At 39.0% G+C, this 16,226-nt stretch carries 16 protein-coding genes; 6 read left to right on the forward strand and 10 right to left on the reverse strand.

The window, feature by feature from the left end; translation table 11 throughout:
* Position 1: 1 nt before the first annotated feature.
* From TSP02S_RS06330 to TSP02S_RS06350, 5 genes are read right to left on the reverse strand one after another with little or no spacing between them, the layout of a single operon-like run.
* On the reverse strand, positions 2-970 hold the full coding sequence (locus TSP02S_RS06330; protein ID WP_041082762.1) for an ABC transporter ATP-binding protein: 969 nt from the start codon (positions 968-970) through the stop codon (positions 2-4).
* Positions 967-1,932 carry an ABC transporter ATP-binding protein gene (locus tag TSP02S_RS06335; protein WP_041082764.1) on the reverse strand — a complete coding sequence of 322 codons (966 nt, stop codon included), beginning with the start codon at positions 1,930-1,932 and terminating at the stop codon, positions 967-969. Before TSP02S_RS06335 ends, TSP02S_RS06330 begins: the two co-directional genes overlap by 4 nt.
* Complete coding sequence (locus TSP02S_RS06340) at positions 1,929-3,026, reverse strand: ABC transporter permease (RefSeq protein WP_232503671.1); 1,098 nt, start codon at positions 3,024-3,026, stop codon at positions 1,929-1,931. Before TSP02S_RS06340 ends, TSP02S_RS06335 begins: the two co-directional genes overlap by 4 nt.
* A gap of 2 nt (positions 3,027-3,028) precedes the next feature.
* Complete coding sequence (locus TSP02S_RS06345; protein ID WP_041082766.1) at positions 3,029-3,997, reverse strand: ABC transporter permease; 969 nt, start codon at positions 3,995-3,997, stop codon at positions 3,029-3,031.
* 53 nt (positions 3,998-4,050) lie between these two features.
* A complete protein-coding gene (locus TSP02S_RS06350; protein WP_041082769.1) occupies positions 4,051-5,826 on the reverse strand; it encodes an ABC transporter substrate-binding protein in 1,776 nt (591 codons plus the stop codon).
* Positions 5,827-5,921: 95 nt separating this feature from the next.
* Between TSP02S_RS06350 and TSP02S_RS10750 the strand changes: the two genes are divergently transcribed.
* The 6 genes from TSP02S_RS10750 to TSP02S_RS06380 are packed head-to-tail and all read left to right on the forward strand — an operon-like array spanning position 5,922 to position 12,138.
* Complete coding sequence (locus tag TSP02S_RS10750; protein WP_052465352.1) at positions 5,922-6,782, forward strand: BadF/BadG/BcrA/BcrD ATPase family protein; 861 nt, start codon at positions 5,922-5,924, stop codon at positions 6,780-6,782.
* Positions 6,783-6,840: 58 nt separating this feature from the next.
* Positions 6,841-8,418, forward strand: a complete 1,578-nt coding sequence (locus TSP02S_RS06360) for an ABC transporter substrate-binding protein (protein WP_041082773.1) — start codon at positions 6,841-6,843, stop codon at positions 8,416-8,418.
* 60 nt (positions 8,419-8,478) lie between these two features.
* Positions 8,479-9,444, forward strand: coding sequence for an ABC transporter permease (locus TSP02S_RS06365; RefSeq protein ID WP_232503799.1), 966 nt, complete (start codon positions 8,479-8,481; stop codon positions 9,442-9,444).
* 4 nt (positions 9,445-9,448) lie between these two features.
* On the forward strand, positions 9,449-10,261 hold the full coding sequence (locus tag TSP02S_RS06370) for an ABC transporter permease (protein ID WP_082025939.1): 813 nt from the start codon (positions 9,449-9,451) through the stop codon (positions 10,259-10,261).
* A 9-nt stretch (positions 10,262-10,270) separates the two neighbouring features.
* The gene (locus TSP02S_RS06375) at positions 10,271-11,215 is read left to right on the forward strand and encodes an ABC transporter ATP-binding protein (RefSeq protein WP_041082775.1); all 945 of its coding nucleotides are present in this window, start codon (positions 10,271-10,273) and stop codon (positions 11,213-11,215) included.
* On the forward strand, positions 11,191-12,138 hold the full coding sequence (locus TSP02S_RS06380) for an ABC transporter ATP-binding protein (RefSeq protein WP_052465353.1): 948 nt from the start codon (positions 11,191-11,193) through the stop codon (positions 12,136-12,138). Before TSP02S_RS06375 ends, TSP02S_RS06380 begins: the two co-directional genes overlap by 25 nt.
* Positions 12,139-12,186: 48 nt before the next feature.
* Here the strand turns inward: TSP02S_RS06380 and TSP02S_RS06385 are convergent, their stop codons facing one another.
* From TSP02S_RS06385 to TSP02S_RS06405, 5 genes are read right to left on the reverse strand one after another with little or no spacing between them, the layout of a single operon-like run.
* A complete protein-coding gene (locus tag TSP02S_RS06385; RefSeq protein WP_171816329.1) occupies positions 12,187-12,642 on the reverse strand; it encodes a redoxin domain-containing protein in 456 nt (151 codons plus the stop codon).
* 2 nt (positions 12,643-12,644) lie between these two features.
* Positions 12,645-13,502 carry a thiamine pyrophosphate-dependent enzyme gene (locus tag TSP02S_RS06390; RefSeq protein ID WP_041082779.1) on the reverse strand — a complete coding sequence of 286 codons (858 nt, stop codon included), beginning with the start codon at positions 13,500-13,502 and terminating at the stop codon, positions 12,645-12,647.
* Positions 13,502-15,196, reverse strand: coding sequence for a 2-oxoacid:acceptor oxidoreductase subunit alpha (locus TSP02S_RS06395; protein WP_332370260.1), 1,695 nt, complete (start codon positions 15,194-15,196; stop codon positions 13,502-13,504). The genes TSP02S_RS06390 and TSP02S_RS06395 overlap by 1 nt, the downstream gene beginning before the upstream one ends.
* A gap of 52 nt (positions 15,197-15,248) precedes the next feature.
* On the reverse strand, positions 15,249-15,641 hold the full coding sequence (locus TSP02S_RS06400) for a class II SORL domain-containing protein (protein ID WP_041082784.1): 393 nt from the start codon (positions 15,639-15,641) through the stop codon (positions 15,249-15,251).
* Between the two features lie 13 nt (positions 15,642-15,654).
* On the reverse strand, positions 15,655-16,167 hold the full coding sequence (locus TSP02S_RS06405; protein ID WP_041082786.1) for a rubrerythrin family protein: 513 nt from the start codon (positions 16,165-16,167) through the stop codon (positions 15,655-15,657).
* Between the last annotated feature and the right edge of the window lie 59 nt (positions 16,168-16,226).

The raw sequence follows: 16,226 nt of genomic DNA on the forward strand, positions 1-16,226 counted from the left end.
TCTACACCTCACTTAAAAAACACGCCACCTTGTGTTTTTCATCGCCTATGAGTTTTGGTTTTTCTTTCTCACACCTTTCCATTTTCAGAGAACATCTCGTTGAAAATGGACATCCAGGTGGTGGATTAACAGGGTTTGGTGGTTCACCAAAGAGAGTTAACTTGTGAAGCCTTCTAAATTGTGGATCCCAGCTTGGAACAGAACTCATCAATGCCCTTGTGTATGGATGCAATGGATTTTCAAATACCTCATTTGCCTCGCCACATTCTACAACATTGCCAAGGTACATGACAAGCAATTTATCACTCATGTGGTAGACTACATCGAGGTTATGAGAAATGAATAGGTAAGATATCTTGTATTCTTCTCTTATTTTCATCAAAAGATTTATTATCTGACTCTGAACAGAAACATCCAACGCCGATGTTGGTTCATCACAGACTATCAATTTGGGATTTAAAGATATAGCCCTTGCAACAGCGATTCTCTGTCTCTGCCCCCCAGAAAATTCATGAGGATATCTCGAGAGATATTCACTGGACAAACCTACCTTGCCAAGCAGATCTTTGACATAATCTTCTTGCTCTTTTTTAGAGGAAAAAACTCTGTGCGCTTCGAGTGGTTCACCGATTATATCTGCCACCGTCATCCTTGGATCGAGTGAATTGAATGGATCTTGGAAGATCATTTGCACAGTTCTTCTAAACTTTTTTTCCATATCTTTTGAGATCTTTCTGGAGATATCACGCCCATCAAATATTATCTTTCCAGAGGTTGGCTGTAGTATTCGCGAAACAATCTTGCCAAGAGTGGTTTTTCCGCATCCAGATTCACCTACAATACCAATTGTCTGATTTTCTTCTATATCCAGATCAATTTCCTCAAGAGCCCTCACCCAACCACTTATTTGCAAAAATACTCCAGATCTTATGGGAAAATATTTCTTCACAGACTTGAGTGAAAGAATCATCGGCTATCGCTCCCAACATAAAGCCAACAACTCACAGATTTTTTATCGAAGAAAGATTCCGGTGGTTCTTCCCTCGAACAGATCTCCATTGCTTTGCTGCATCTTGGATGAAATCTACATCCATTGGGAAATCTATTTGCAGCCGGTACAGTCCCGGGTACATAGGGTAATTCTCTACCTTTGTACTCTCTTTTCACTCTTGATTGCAAGAGTGCTTGTGTGTATGGATGCAGCGGATTTTTGAACAAGTCAAGGACACTTGCCTTTTCTACAATTTTTCCAGCATACATCACATGAACTCTGTCTGCTAATTCCGCGACAACTCCCAGATCATGAGTGATAAAGATAACAGAGGTTTTAAAGGTTTCTTGAAGTTCTTTGAAGAGTTTTAACACTTGTGCCTGAATTGTGACGTCAAGCGCAGTTGTTGGTTCGTCAGCCATGATTATGTCGGGATTTGTAAGCAAAGCCATTGCAATCATAATTCTTTGCAACATTCCTCCACTCATTTCATGAGGGTATTCATCAAATCTTTTTTCTGCCAAGGGGATATGTACTTTTTTGAGCATGTCTACACATATATCTCTTGCTTCTGCTTCGTCCACTCTCAAATGAGTCAGGGCAACTTCCATCATCTGTTGTCCAATTCTATAAAGCGGGTCAAAACTTGCCATCGGCTCTTGAAAGATCATCGATATCTTCTTGCCTCTAATTTTTCTGTATTCTGCCTTTGACAGCTTTGTTAGTTCGGTTTCTCTGTACTTGATTGAACCCTCAACGATAGCGTTTTTCACAAGTCCCATTATTGTGAGCGCTGTTACACTCTTTCCACAACCTGATTCACCAACAAGTGCAAGTATCTCACCTTCATTCAATTCAAAAGATATTCCATCAACAGCTTTAACTATTCCATCGAAAGTTTTAAAGTAAGTCTTCAAATCTTTTACTGAAAGGACTGTCATACTTTCTCAACCACCCTATATGGATCAAGAGCATCTCTGAGTGCATCACCAACGAAATTAAAAGCAAGGACTGAAATCATTATGAAGACTCCAGGTATCAATAGCCATGGACTTGTGGCAAGAGCTGAAATGGACTGAGCCTGTCTGAGCAAAAGTCCCCAGCTTGTCATTGGTTCTTTGATCCCAAGTCCTAAAAAACTTATGGCGCTTTCACCAAGAATCATTCCAGGGATCGAGAGAGTCGATACAACTATTAGATAACTCATAATATTTGGTATCAAATGCTTTTTTATTATCTTGAAATTAGAGACGCCAGCAACTTTTGCTGCAAGGACATATTCTTTTTCCCTCAGACTCAAAACCATGCCGCGAACTACCCTTGCAACTCCCATCCATCCTATTAAAGAGAGTACTATTACTATCCCAAAATAAACCCATGTACTTGGCCAGCTTGGCGGTAAAATCACAGCCAGAGCAAGCCACAAAGGAATTCTTGGGAAAGAACGTAGAAGTTCTATAAATCTCTGAATGAGAACATCGATCCAACCACCGTAATATCCTGAGATACTACCAATTATCGCACCTATAATGACACTTATGAAAGTGCCAACTAAACCGACTGTTAGTGATACTCTGCCACCTATCAAGGTTCTGGAGAATATATCTCTGCCAAATCTATCTGAACCAAACAAAAGTATCATAGTCTCTGATGAATCTACATCAATTCCAAAAAGATGTAGATCGGTTTCGAATAACCCCCAAAATTTGTATCTCTCTCCCCTTACAAAAAACTTCACAGGATAAATCTTTGATCTGTCTTCTTCATATCTCACCATGAAAGTTACAGGATCACGCGTCCTCTTCAATCCATATACGAAAGGCCTGTGAAGTTTCCCTTCATGAACAATTCTCACAATCGTTGGTGGGGCATATGTAAACTTGCTGTGTGTTTCTTCGAAATTATAAGGAGAGATAAAATCGGCAAAGATAATCAAAAGATATAGAACAATCAAAACCCACAGACCAAAGATTCCAAGTTTGTGCTTTTTGAATTGTTGATAAATTCTCACCGATCTTGTCATTGTCTTGCTCATTCTCAGCTCACCCTAATCCTGGGATCGAGTAACGCTAAAGCGATATCTGCCAATAGATTCCCAATTTGTGTGATCAAGGCGATAAACATCAGGAAGGTCATCACAAGATATTGATCGTGATTCAATAACGCATTGTAAAAAAATGGACCAATCGTTGGAAGATTGAGAACAATCGAAGCTATTATTGTGCCACTGAAGATATTCGGAAGCTCCATTCCAGCTATACTAACCAGAGGATTGAGGGCATTTTTCACGATATGCCGCTTTACAACTTTCTCATCAAGACCGCGTGCCCTGAGTGATGTGACAAAAGGCGATCCCATTATATCAAGCATGTTGCCCCTCATTATTCTCATAAGTCCAGCAAGCCCACTGACTCCAACGACGATTATTGGTAGCCAAATGTGGTTGAGAAGATCGAGAAACTTCGCCCAACTCCACGGTGCTCCTATGAATTGTGGGGAGAACAACCCACCAACTGCCGTACCACCAAGTCTCAGTATCAAATACATTAATACGAGAGCCATAAAAAACTCCGGTATAGATAAACCCACAAAACCAATGACAGTCAGGGTGTAATCACTTATCGTATATGGATGAAATGCCGAATATATACCCATAGGTACGGCAATCAACCATTGAAATCCTATTGTGAACAAAGCGATTGCTACTGTCCAACCAAGTCTCTCCCATATCAATTCAACAACAGGCCTTTGATACGAGAAAGAATACCCAAAATCACCTTTGAAGATGATGTTTTTAACCCATATCAAATATCTCTCATATGCAGGCTTGTCAAGAGCGAGTTCCCGTCTAAGCGTCTCGATCTGTTCTGGTGAGATTCTTGGATTTTCAAGATACTGAGAAAGAAAATCACCAGGTTGTAATTCCGTGACAATAAAACAGATGATTGAAATCAAAAACATCATAGGAATCATTATCAAAATTCTTCTGATGATGAAAGACCACATCGAGTTAAACCTCCAAAACGGGGCTCCTCAAAAAGAGGAACCCCACAAAAAAATCACTTTCGATAAACTGTCCAAACTGTGAATACGATCATACCATCTTGTGTCAACCCTGCATTTCCAAGAGTATTATTTATACCCCAGATATTCATACCTTTACAGACAAAAATCACAGGTAGATAGATATGGTACAATTCCTGCCATTCATCATAGTAAGCCTTTCTTTTGGCTGGATCCATTTCAATCTGGCCCAGTTCAAAGAGTTCCCAAATTCTCTTTTCCCAGTCGAACATATTCTCGAAAACAGGTTTGGGTGGTGTGGCGTTTTTATCCATCGTCGAATAATGCCAATAATACAACTGTGTTCCGGGTTGCCAAATTGCCTTTCTAAGCTGCGGATCAGGTTGGTTTCCAAATGCCCTTATACCAGCTTGGAAGTTCCCTGCCCCAAACATTTGACCGACCAACGATGCATCGAGAATCTGTAGATTTGCCTTGATGCCTATCTTCTGAAGATCTTGGGCAAAGATGAGCGCAACATCCTGATACTCCTGTGGAGAACTTTGGACAAGTATGTTGAACTCCACACGTCTTCCGTTGGGGAACAATCTGTATCCTTCTTTGTCCCGATTCTTGAGACCTATCTTATCGAGTAACTCAGAGGCTTTTTTCAGATCATAATTTCTCATAATTTTTTCAATCTTTGGGTTGTAGAATGCCTTATTTGAAGGAAGCATCAAACCCGCATCAGGTATTGCAAGTCCTGCAAAAACTTCATCTATGATTCTCTGCCTATCGAGTGCATATTCCATTGCTTCTCTAAATTCGAGTTTCGCAAACAGATCTTTTAGATCAGGATCGTTGACATCGAAGTTGAAAGATATATGAATCGGGCTTGGTGTTGGTTGGTTAGGTTGAGTCGCGTAAACTTTATAAGGTACATTCCCAGCAAGTTCTTGCTGTTTCAGCATGGGATAATCTTTCGAAGCTATCGCCATAAAATCGATTTCTCCAGCCATGAACTTTGCCAATCTCACTTCGGCATCGCGAATAATAAGGTATTCCACTCTGTCAAAATACGGGAGTCGTGTACCAAATCGATCTACTTTCCAATAATTTGGGTTCCTTTCCAAAACGACTTTTTGATCTGTTATCACCTGTACAAGTTTATATGGTCCGTTGACTACGATCTCCTTTGGATCGACATTTGAGAGCCAAATCTTGTTCACAGAACCAAGATCATTTTTGTCTACAAGAGGCTCAAGTTTGTGCTTGGGGTATATATAAACATGTGACAAGACAGTGAAGAACGGACCATATGGTGATGGTAGTATTGCTTTGACAGTCTTGTCGTCGATTTTCACCCATTGAATCATCTTGTTTTCACCTTTTTCGTCTGGTATTGTGAATCTGTCAATTGAATTACCGCGAGCGTATTTGTTCATCACAAAATATTCAAAGGTGAAAATCACATCATCTGCGACTATTGGTTTTCCATCGGACCAATACGCTTCTCTGATGAAAAATGTGACTTCTTTTCCATCCGATGATACCGACCAGGATTTCGCCAAACCAGGTCTGATCTCATTGGTCACCGGGTGCATTTCCACAAGAGTTGAATACATTGGACCCATGATGACAGTGTATGCAGACGAATCGAGAGTACCGTATAGCAAAAATGATTCAGGAGTTGAAGCAAGTGCAAGTCTAAGTACACCACCCCATTTTGGTTTTGTGTCTGGTGTGAGTATGCTGTCTTCGACAAAAAACTCAGCTGCCATGATATTGAGAGAAATAGCAAGAACAGCAATTACAAAAAACCACTTTTTCATAAGAACACCTCCCCTTTAAATGTGATTACAATATGACTAATTTCCAAGAGGTATAATATCATAAAGATAAACTTAGTCAAAATGGGGGAATAAGTGTGAAAGTTCTTGGAATAGATGGTGGAGGCACATCTCTGAAAGCAACCGTTGCGCAAGAAAATAAGGTTATTCGTAGAACTATTTTGAATCAAGGTGTCAATTTATCTGCCGTTGATCCAAAGCAACTCGAACAAACGATAAAGGAATTATTTGAATGGTCTGGAGATGTCGATCTTGTGAGAGCTGCATTTTCAGGCGCTGGCAGTGAACAGAGAAAATCTTTGCTCAGGGAGATTATGGCAAAATACTTTCATAATTCATCTTTACAGATCTTCACTGATGCAGAAGGGGTTTTATACTCATGTTATGAGAATGAACCTGTGGTTGTCACAATTGCCGGTACAGGATCTGTAGTTATGGGTGTAGATAACCTGCAAATGGTTCATCGTGCAGGAGGATGGGGACATCTTTTCGATGATGAGGGCGGGGCATTTAGTGTTGTTTGTAAAATTATAAAGGCTGCCTTAAATTATAGAGATGGCATTGGTGAATTTGATCCCATATTTGACGAATTAATCCATTTTTACAAAGTGAGCCACATCGAGGATCTTGTCGATTTACAGAGATTAAAAAATTTCAAAGAAGTAATAGCATCCTTTGCAAGTCATATGAAGATTACGCCACTGGTACTCAGGATATTAGAAGAAGATTTGCAAATTCTCCTTGAGAGAACAAAACGCATTCTTTACAAAACCAATGCAAGAAAGTTGTATATCCACGGAGGTATGTTTAAAATTTCTCAATTTCAGCATATTTTTGCGAAAAATCTTTCCCATGTAGAGATACTTAGGCTTAAACATGATGTCGATCATATGCTTGCAATTAATAAATCTTTGCTCAATCTGAAAATTCATATGTAAAGTATGATATAGTAGTAATAGTGTTATGACAACTAATCATTTATTGGGAGGTGTAGTTATGAAGAAATTTTTGGTTTTTCTGATTTTGATGGTTGTGGTATCGATCTTCTCAGCAGATCTTTCGATGATCATCTCAGTAACAGGGGCACATCAGAGAAATTTCAACCCTTATTTTGCTGGTGGAACAGGATATGCAGCATGTGGTTTTATTTATGAGACACTTGTATATTCAAATAACTTCACAGGTGATCTCATACCATGGCTTGCTTCGAGTTATGAATGGAGCCAAGATTACAAGAGTATTACACTAAACATTAGAAAAGGCGTTACGTGGTCCGATGGCAAGTCTTTCACAGCCGATGATGTAGTTTTCACTTTTGAAATGCTCAAAAAATTCCCCGCATTGGACACACAAGGTGTATGGAAATCTGGATTGGAGACTGTTGAAAAAATTGATGAATACACAGTGAAGTTGAATTTTTCAAAGCTCAACACTTTGATAATCTACAACATAGCTGGTATCTATATCGTACCAAAACATATTTGGGAAAAGGTTGAAGATCCTTCAAAATTCACAAATGAAAATCCAGTCGGTACAGGTGCCTATGTCCTTGAAACTTTCACAGATCAAGTCTTCACACTGAAAAAAAGAGCTGATTATTGGCAAGCAGATAAGATCAAAGTCGACAGAATAAGAATTCCCGCTTTCAATGGAAATGAACCAGCACAACTCGCAGTTGCAAATGGAGAAATTGACTGGGGTGGCATCAATTATCCTAAGATTGAGAATATTCAGAATAAGGACATAAAATTCTGGTTCCCCGAAGGAAACCCTGTCTTTTTGTTCTTCAATCTTGAGAGAGCACCTTTTAAAGATCCAGCATTTAGAAAAGCCGTTGCTAAGGCAGTTAATACAGATGAATTGATAAGGATCGGGATGACGAATTATGCAGTGAAAGCCAATCCTGTTGTGATAAAATCTGGATATTCGTATTTAATTGACCAAAATTTGAAAAATAAATGGTATTCTTTCAACTTACAACAGGCAAAATCAGAACTCGAAGCCTTGGGATTCAAAGCAGGCAAAGATGGGATCTTAGTCGGACCAAATGGAATAAGATTGTCATATGAACTCATTGTGCCTGCTGGTTGGACCGATTGGATCGCAGTTTCACAACTTTTATCACAGCAACTCAAAAAGGTTGGTATAGAACTGAATGTGACTCCAATAGATTACGGTGCATATTTGACAAAGATTAGGCAGAAAGATTTTGATGTCGCCGTGAGCTGGTCGAATTACGGTCCCAATCCTTACACCTTCTTTCAAAACTATTTGCATTCTTCGAATGCGTATGTCGGTAGCAACAGAGGAGGATGGATAGACAAATACACCGATGAATTGACTGAAAAACTTTCTCAAACAGTTGATAAAGAACAAATAAAAACTATAGTTTCGCAGATACAGCAGATCATATTGGATAATGTTCCAGCAGTACCTTTGTTCTATAATCCAGTTTGGTTCATATATTCAACCAAGAATTTCACTGGCTGGCCAAATGAAAATAATGCCTTTGTAGAACCAAGAACCACTGGTATGGATAAGATTTACTTGGTCATGCACCTTGAACCAAAGTGATTTGTACCGGGGACAACTGTCCCCGGATCTTTTTTAGGGGTGTGATTGATTTTGAAATATGTGACTCAAAAAATCTTATTCTTTCTCATAGCACTCTGGACTGCATTGACGCTGAATTTCTTGATTCCTCGCTTGATGCCGGGAGACCCTGCAGAGAGAATTATGTCCCGCATAGCTGGAGAAGCAAGTCCATCTGCAGTCGAAGCTCTTCGAATCGCAATAGGTATTGAAAAGGACAAGTCATTAATAGTGCAGTATTTGGAATATATCAAAAATAGTTTTACCGGTAATTTTGGGATTTCATATGTGTATTACCCAGTGCTTGTGAGAGATGTACTCAAATCTTCATTGCCATGGACGATAGGCTTAGTTGGTATTTCCACAGCGATTAGCTTTCTAATAGGGACTTGGTTAGGCGCAATCGCTGGCTATAAACGAGATAAACCCGTTGGTGTGGCGCTTACTATGGTTTCTTTGATGATAAAGGCATTTCCGTATTTTTGGCTTTCGATGATGTTTTTGTACCTTTTTGGATACGTTTTGAAATGGTTTCCTTTATCAAATGCATATTCAACCAAGGAGTTTCTGAGTGGTTGGAGTTTTGTGCTCAGTGTTGTTTATCACGCCATATTACCTGGAACAACACTTGTTGTAGGATCTATTGGTTCTTGGATTCTCACTATGAGGAATAACATAGTCAGTGTCTTAGCAGAAGACTATATATTACTTGCGGAAGCTAAGGGCCTTTCACAGCAAGAAATTCTCGCCAATTATGCTATGAAGAATGCCATTTTACCAAGTGTAACGGCTTTTGGATTGTCCTTGGGGTTTGTCGTGAGCGGGGCACTCTTGACGGAGATCGTTTTTTCTTACCCCGGAGTAGGCTATCAATTGTACAGAGCCGCTGTTAGTCAAGATTACCCATTGATACAAGCCATATTTTTCTTTATATCTTTATCTGTCTTGAGTGCAAACCTGTTGATGGATTTTGTCTACATGTTTCTCGATCCAAGAACAAGAGGGTGAGACTTTGTCTATCAAGGCTTGGGCTGGAATTGGTATAATAATGTTTTTTTTAGCTATCGCCATTTTTGCTCCATATATAGCGCCATATGATCCAAATGATATAGTTGATTTACCTTATGATAAACCAAGTAGTCTGCATTTTCTCGGTACAGATAGATTGGGCAGAGATATTTTTTCACAGCTTATCTATGGAACAAGACTTTCACTTGTAATAGGTATAGTCACTGGTCTTCTCATGTCAGGTATTTCTACTTTTGTTGGAATGATCTCGGGTTACTACGGAGGTATTGTTGATCGTATCTTGTCGACCATAACGGATGTGTTCTTAGTTATACCAGGTATTCCACTTATGATTGTGATTTCATCTTACATGAGAGTCCGAAGCTTTTGGACTGTGATTTTGGTTATCGCAATAACTGGTTGGGGTGGTGGAGCAAGGATGATAAGATCACAGATGCTCTCAATGAAGAACAGAGATTTTGTGATGGCAGCGAAAACAATAGGAGAAAGAAATATAAGGATTGTGTTCTTCGAAATATTTCCAAACATGTTATCTTTGATAGCTTCGATTTTTTTCAGTTCGGTTCTTTATGCAATTATTGGAGAAGCTTCTTTATCCTTTCTCGGTTTAGGCGATGTCAGTAAAATTTCATGGGGCACAATGCTCTATTGGGCTCAGAGTGCCAATGCCTTGTTGAATGGAATGTGGGCATGGGTCCTTGCACCTGGGTTATCGATAATCATGCTTGGTACTGCTTTTGCCCTTTTGAATTTCTCGCTTGATGAAACAACTAATCCAAGATTGAGAAAACGTTAGGGTGGTCTGATGGTTGAGATTCTAAATTTAAGAGCAGGATATCGTTTCAGAAAAAAAGTAGTTAGAGCAGTGAATAACGTTTGTTTGAAGATTCATGATCAGGATTTTCTTGGCATTGCCGGTGAATCTGGTTGCGGAAAGTCGACTTTGGTTTTGGCGATGCTCAGATTGTTGAAGAGTCCTGGCTACATAGAATCTGGTAAGGTTTTAATCAATGGGTTAGATATATTCAGCCTTTCTAATGAGCAACTGTCCAAAGTTCGTTGGAAAGAGTTTTCTTTTGTCCCACAGAGTTCTATGAGTTCATTGAATCCAGTTATGAAAATAAAAGATCAGATTGCCGATGCGATAGTTTGTCATACAGATATGGAAAGGCAAGAAGCTTATGAGATAGTTGGAGAAGTTTTAAAACTCGTGGGTATCCCTGTGGAACGCGCAAATAGTTACCCACACCAACTTTCCGGTGGAATGCGCCAGAGAGTTGTTATAGCGATGGCTTTGGCTCTTTCCCCAAAATTTGTCGTTTTTGATGAACCAACAACTGCATTGGATGTGGTTGTGCAAAGGTCGATTCTTGAGAAAATCTTCGAGTTACAAGAACAGAAAAAATTCTCTGCAGCTTTCGTAACACATGATATCTCACTTTTATTCGAAATATCAAAGCACTTGGCTATAATGTATGCAGGTGAAATAGTCGAGTATGGTGATACCAGAAATGTTTACGAAAATCCACTACATCCTTATGCAAAAGGGCTGATTGAAGCTTTGCCAAGTGTATCTGGAGAGCTCAAAGAGTACAAAAGTATCCCGGGAAGACCACCAGACCTTTCGATTGTAATTGAGGGTTGTCCTTTCTATGAAAGATGTCGGTTCAGAAAAAAGATATGCTTAGAAAAACATCCGGAGTACAAGCAGGTTGAACAAGGTAGGTGGGTTTCTTGTCATCTGTATTGATCGCAGAAGGAATTATCAAAAATTTTGCCTTTAGAAAAGGTATTAAGCACTATACGATACACGCATTGAGAAGAGTGGATCTCCATCTTGCAGATAGAGAAATTTTGTCGATTGTTGGAGAAAGTGGCTGTGGCAAAACGACTTTCTTGAGAGTCGTTGCAAGAATATACGTCCAAGATGATGGAAGTTTATCTGTGCTTGGTAAGGAAGTACCTAAAAAGATGAACAAAAATCAGGAATTAGAGTACAGAAAAACCGTTCAAATGATCTTCCAAGACCCATTTTCAGCATTAAACCCGGTGAAGAAGATTGGGAAGTTCCTTGAAAGGCCTCTCAAAATTTTCAAGATACCTAATATAAAAGAGAGGATAAATGAGGTTCTTGAAGAGGTTGAACTGCCATTCGACTCTCTTGAGAAATATCCACACGAGTTGTCTGGAGGACAGAGACAGAGAGTCATCATCGCGCGATCGATTATAACAAGACCAAAGATAATACTCGCCGACGAACCCACTTCGATGCTCGATGTGTCGATAAAGGCTTCTATTCTCAACTTACTTCTGAAATTGAGAGATAATCACGCTATTTCTCTGATACATGTTACACACGATCTTGCTTCTGCAAAATATATTTCTGACAGAATAGCAGTCATGTATGCTGGACAGATTATTGAAGAAGGAGACGCAAAAGCAATAGTTGACGATCCATTACATCCATATACTAAACTGCTGAGGATGGCGGCACCAGATCCGAACAAACTGAATACAAGGCTTGGTCAAACAGGAGAGCCCCCCAATTTGATAAATCCCCCCTCAGGATGTGCCTTTATGCCAAGATGCGCTTATGCCAAAAAAGAATGCTCGAATTTTTCTCAAACCATCGATGTCGATGGCAGAAAAGTAAGGTGCATCTTGTATACCTAATTAACTTTGCACTAACCTAATCATGGATTATCCTGATATATTGAAATTTTAACGAGATATAAGAAAATCTATTATTTCCTGAATATCTGGCAATTCTCTAATAGGATAGACTTTGAAAAAGATGATCTTTCCATCTTTATCGATTATGATATTTGCTCTTTCAGAAAAACCGTCTTTTTCTCTGAATATGTTGTACAATTTAGCCACTTCACCATGTGGCCAGAAATCCGAGAGGATCTTCAATTGCTTTAAGCCCAGTGAATCTGCCCAAGCTTTTTTACTTGGAACTGGATCAACACTCAAACCAAGTGGAACTGTTTTTAGTTTCTCGAATTTTTCGTAGTTAGCTTCCAATGATTTCATCTGGTTTGCACAGATAGAAGTCCAAGCAAGTGGATGAAATGACAAGAGCACTTTCTTTCCTTTTAGCGAAGATAACTGAATCACATTGCCATCTTGATCTTTCAATGAAAAATCTGGTGCAATTGAACCGATTTGCAACATCTTTACCACCTCCGCTTTGATTCAATAAGATTCATTAGCTTTTCAACATTATGCTTTCTTTTGAAAAGTGGCTCTGAAGAGTTTTTATAGACTCTTTGTTGTGATTCAAAGGTAGGTTTTTCTTCGATATAGAATACACCTAAGGGTAAGGGAGATCTTTCCAGTGCTTTTTCAAATGCTTTGTTTATATTTGTCTCGTCGTGATCTTTCATATAGTAGGTGTTTTCTTTGAACCATTTGTAGGTGTTGATTTTATTGAAAGTAACACATGGCTGGAATATGTCTACCAATGAAAATCCTTTGTGCAATATGGCTCTTTTTATGATCTCTTTTGTTTCTTGCACATCACCGCAGAATGCTCGAGCCACGAAAGAACACTTCAAAGACAATGCAATGGCTATTGGGTTGAATGGCTCATTCAAAACTCCATTGACCTGTACAGGTGTTGTAAAACCTTTCTCACTGGTTGGTGAAGCTTGCCCTTTTGTTAGACCATAAACCATGTTATCGTGAACTAAAACGGTGATATCTGAATTTCTCCTGATGGCATGTATGAAGTGATTTCCTCCTTCACCATACATACAGCCATCTCCGCTTTCCACAATTACCACAAGATTTGGATTAGATACCTTTATTCCAACAGCTGCTGGCAAACTTCTTCCGTGTAAACCGTTGAAATAATTACATTTTATGTATTGAGGTGCTTTCGCAGCTTGCCCGATTCCAGAAACAAGTACCAAATTTTTTGGGTCTATGTCGAGCTCCTGTAATGCAGTTTTGACAATGTTGTGTATCGAATAGTTACCACAACCAGGACACCATGCGATATCTCCACCTTCAATATCAAACTTTGTAGCCATCAAATCTCCCCCTTCATAAACTTTTGTAATGTGTCTTTTATTTCTTCTACGTAAAAAGGTAAGCCGTTGTATTTATTCAATGTTTTGAAATCACTAAAACCAAATTCCATTTTCAGAAGCTTTCCAAGTTGTGAGGTGGCATTGGATTCTACAAGAAGTACTTTCTTTGCTCTATTTAGATATTTAGAGAGATTAGATGGTAATGGATAAAGTTGTTGCAAATGAAGTACTGCCAAATTTTCAAAGTCCTTTGATGCTTCAAGGACAATCTCTCTTGTTGAACCGAAACATATCACAAGATGAGTGAAATCTTTATTACCTATGAATTCGGCAGGAATTTCATCAGAGAAGTTTTTCAGTTTTCTTAGTCTCTTTTCGACCATTTTGTTTCTGATTGTAAAGTCTTCTGTTATTCTTCCATATTCGTCGTGTTCATCACTATCCACACAAACTAATCCATTACCATGACTTGGGATACCTCTTGGGGAGATCCCATTTTCCGTGAATTGATATCTTTTGTAATCAGGCGCTGTCTCAACTATGTAATCCGAGAAAGACTTTATTTCTCCAAGTTTATCGAAATTATAAATCATATCCATCAAATACTGGTCTGTCAAAACAAAGACTGGTACTTGGTATTTGTCTGCAATATCAAAAGCTTTCATCGTACAGAAAAATGCTTGTTCAAGATTACCTGGTGAAAAGATAACTCTTTCGAATTCACCGTGCCCAGAAAAAAGTGCGAACAATAAATCCGCTTGCTCTGTTCTTGTTGGAAGTCCTGTTGCAGGACCTGGTCTTTGTGCAAGGTGTATCACTATAGGACTTTCTATCATCCCAGCAAGACTCAGAGCCTCTACCATCAATGCAAAACCGCCACCACTTGTTGTCACAAGCGCCCTTGCTCCAGAATACCATGCACCTAAAGCCATATTTATGGCGCTGATTTCATCCTCTGCTTGTTCTACGATTATGTCAAAATCTCTTGAATGATTTGCCAGGTTAGTCAGAACACCGGTAGATGGAGACATTGGATATGAAGAGACGAAGTTACATCCACCAGCTAAGGCACCAAGAGAAACTGCTTCTGCACCACTCATCAATATATGATCTTTGACGCTCGGATTTGTTTCGATCTTTGTTTCAATGTTCATTTCTATGTTTTTGTAGACATAATCATATCCCAATTTGACCGCCTTTTTGTTTTCTTCACAAACCTTCGTACCTTTGTTGCAAAACCATTTCTCAATCGCGACTAACACGTTTTCAAAGGGAAGTTTCAAAAGGCCACACAACATACCAAGAACTACAGAATTGGAATAAAGTTTGTTCCCAGCTTCAAGTGCTAAACTGGATATTGGTACTTTTTTTATCCTTGCTTTTGTATTGAATTTTGTCTCTGAATTTGAATCGATGAAAACAAAGGTATTGTCATCTATTCTTTCCAAAAGTCTTAGTAAATGTACATCACCTGGTGAAAGAGAAAAGAGAATATCCGTTTTCTTACAGAATGCTCTAACAGGTTTATCACTGATTCTTATCAAAGTCGAGTTACTTCCACCTCTGACACGAGACATGTATTCTTTGTATGAAAATACATTTAAACCGTGGCTCTTTAATATATTTGGAAAAAGGTATTCTATTGTCTGAATACCTTGGCCAGCCTCGCCACAAATTACAACAGAAAGGTCCACGATGACTCCCCCTTATATTCGAAAAAAGCCCTGGTTTGTCCAGGGCTTTAGTTTATTCAACTTCAATTTTTTTGCTGCTCTCCCACAAACCATGTATGTTGCAATATGATAGAGCAAGGATTGTTCCAGATTTGTTCAGTTTCGCAACGGTTTTCACCACTGGTTCTGTGTAGACATCGCCTGTATTAGGGCCTTTGACAGATTCGCCATGAACATTGAATTCGTAATTGCCTATCTCATAAACATATGGATCGCCATCTGGTTGGAAAAAGAGCTTGATCCATTTTATATGATGTTCCGTCGTGTTTGGATGAGGTATTTCTTTACCAACGGTGACTGTGATCTCTGTTTTTTCTCCTTTTTTGACCTTTTCAGCAACTTCGATAACTGGTACATGTTTTTCTTTTTTGAAATCTTCTGACTTAATAAAATCAGCAAGTTTCATATTATTCCCTCCTTTATACAGAGAATTCCACATACATCTTCTTGGCAGTTCCACATACAGGGCATTTCTCAGGTGGTTCATTCTCTACTGTATGACCACAGACAGGACAGATGAATATTTTGCTGACTGGGTAATCTTCTTTTTTCTCAACAAGGTCTTTAGCAAGTTTGTACATTTGAGCGTGTATTTTCTCTGCTTCCCAGGCATATTTAGTACTTCTTTCCGCTCCTTTTTCTTGTTGAAATTGTGCAACTGTGTTGTAAACCGGGTACATTTCCTCGATTTCAAAAGTTTCACCATCGATGCACTGTTGAACGTTATCTTTCATTTCTTGATAGATCTTTCCGAGTTCTCTGTAATGATTTCTTGCATGAACAAATTCGGCATGTGCTATCGCCCTGAAAAGATTGGCAAGTTTCTTTAACCCCTTTCTTTCAGCTTCGTCTGCGAAGATTAAATACTTCATGTGTGCCATGCTTTCACCGGCAAAGGCATCTTCGAGGAATTTCTTGGTCATCTCTCTCATTGATTTCACCTCCCTATTTTCAATTTTTATTATACAACAATTCTATTTTCTGACTCCAT

The sequence above is a fragment of the Thermotoga profunda AZM34c06 genome (assembly GCF_000828675.1).
GTDB lineage: Bacteria > Thermotogota > Thermotogae > Thermotogales > DSM-5069 > Pseudothermotoga_B > Pseudothermotoga_B profunda.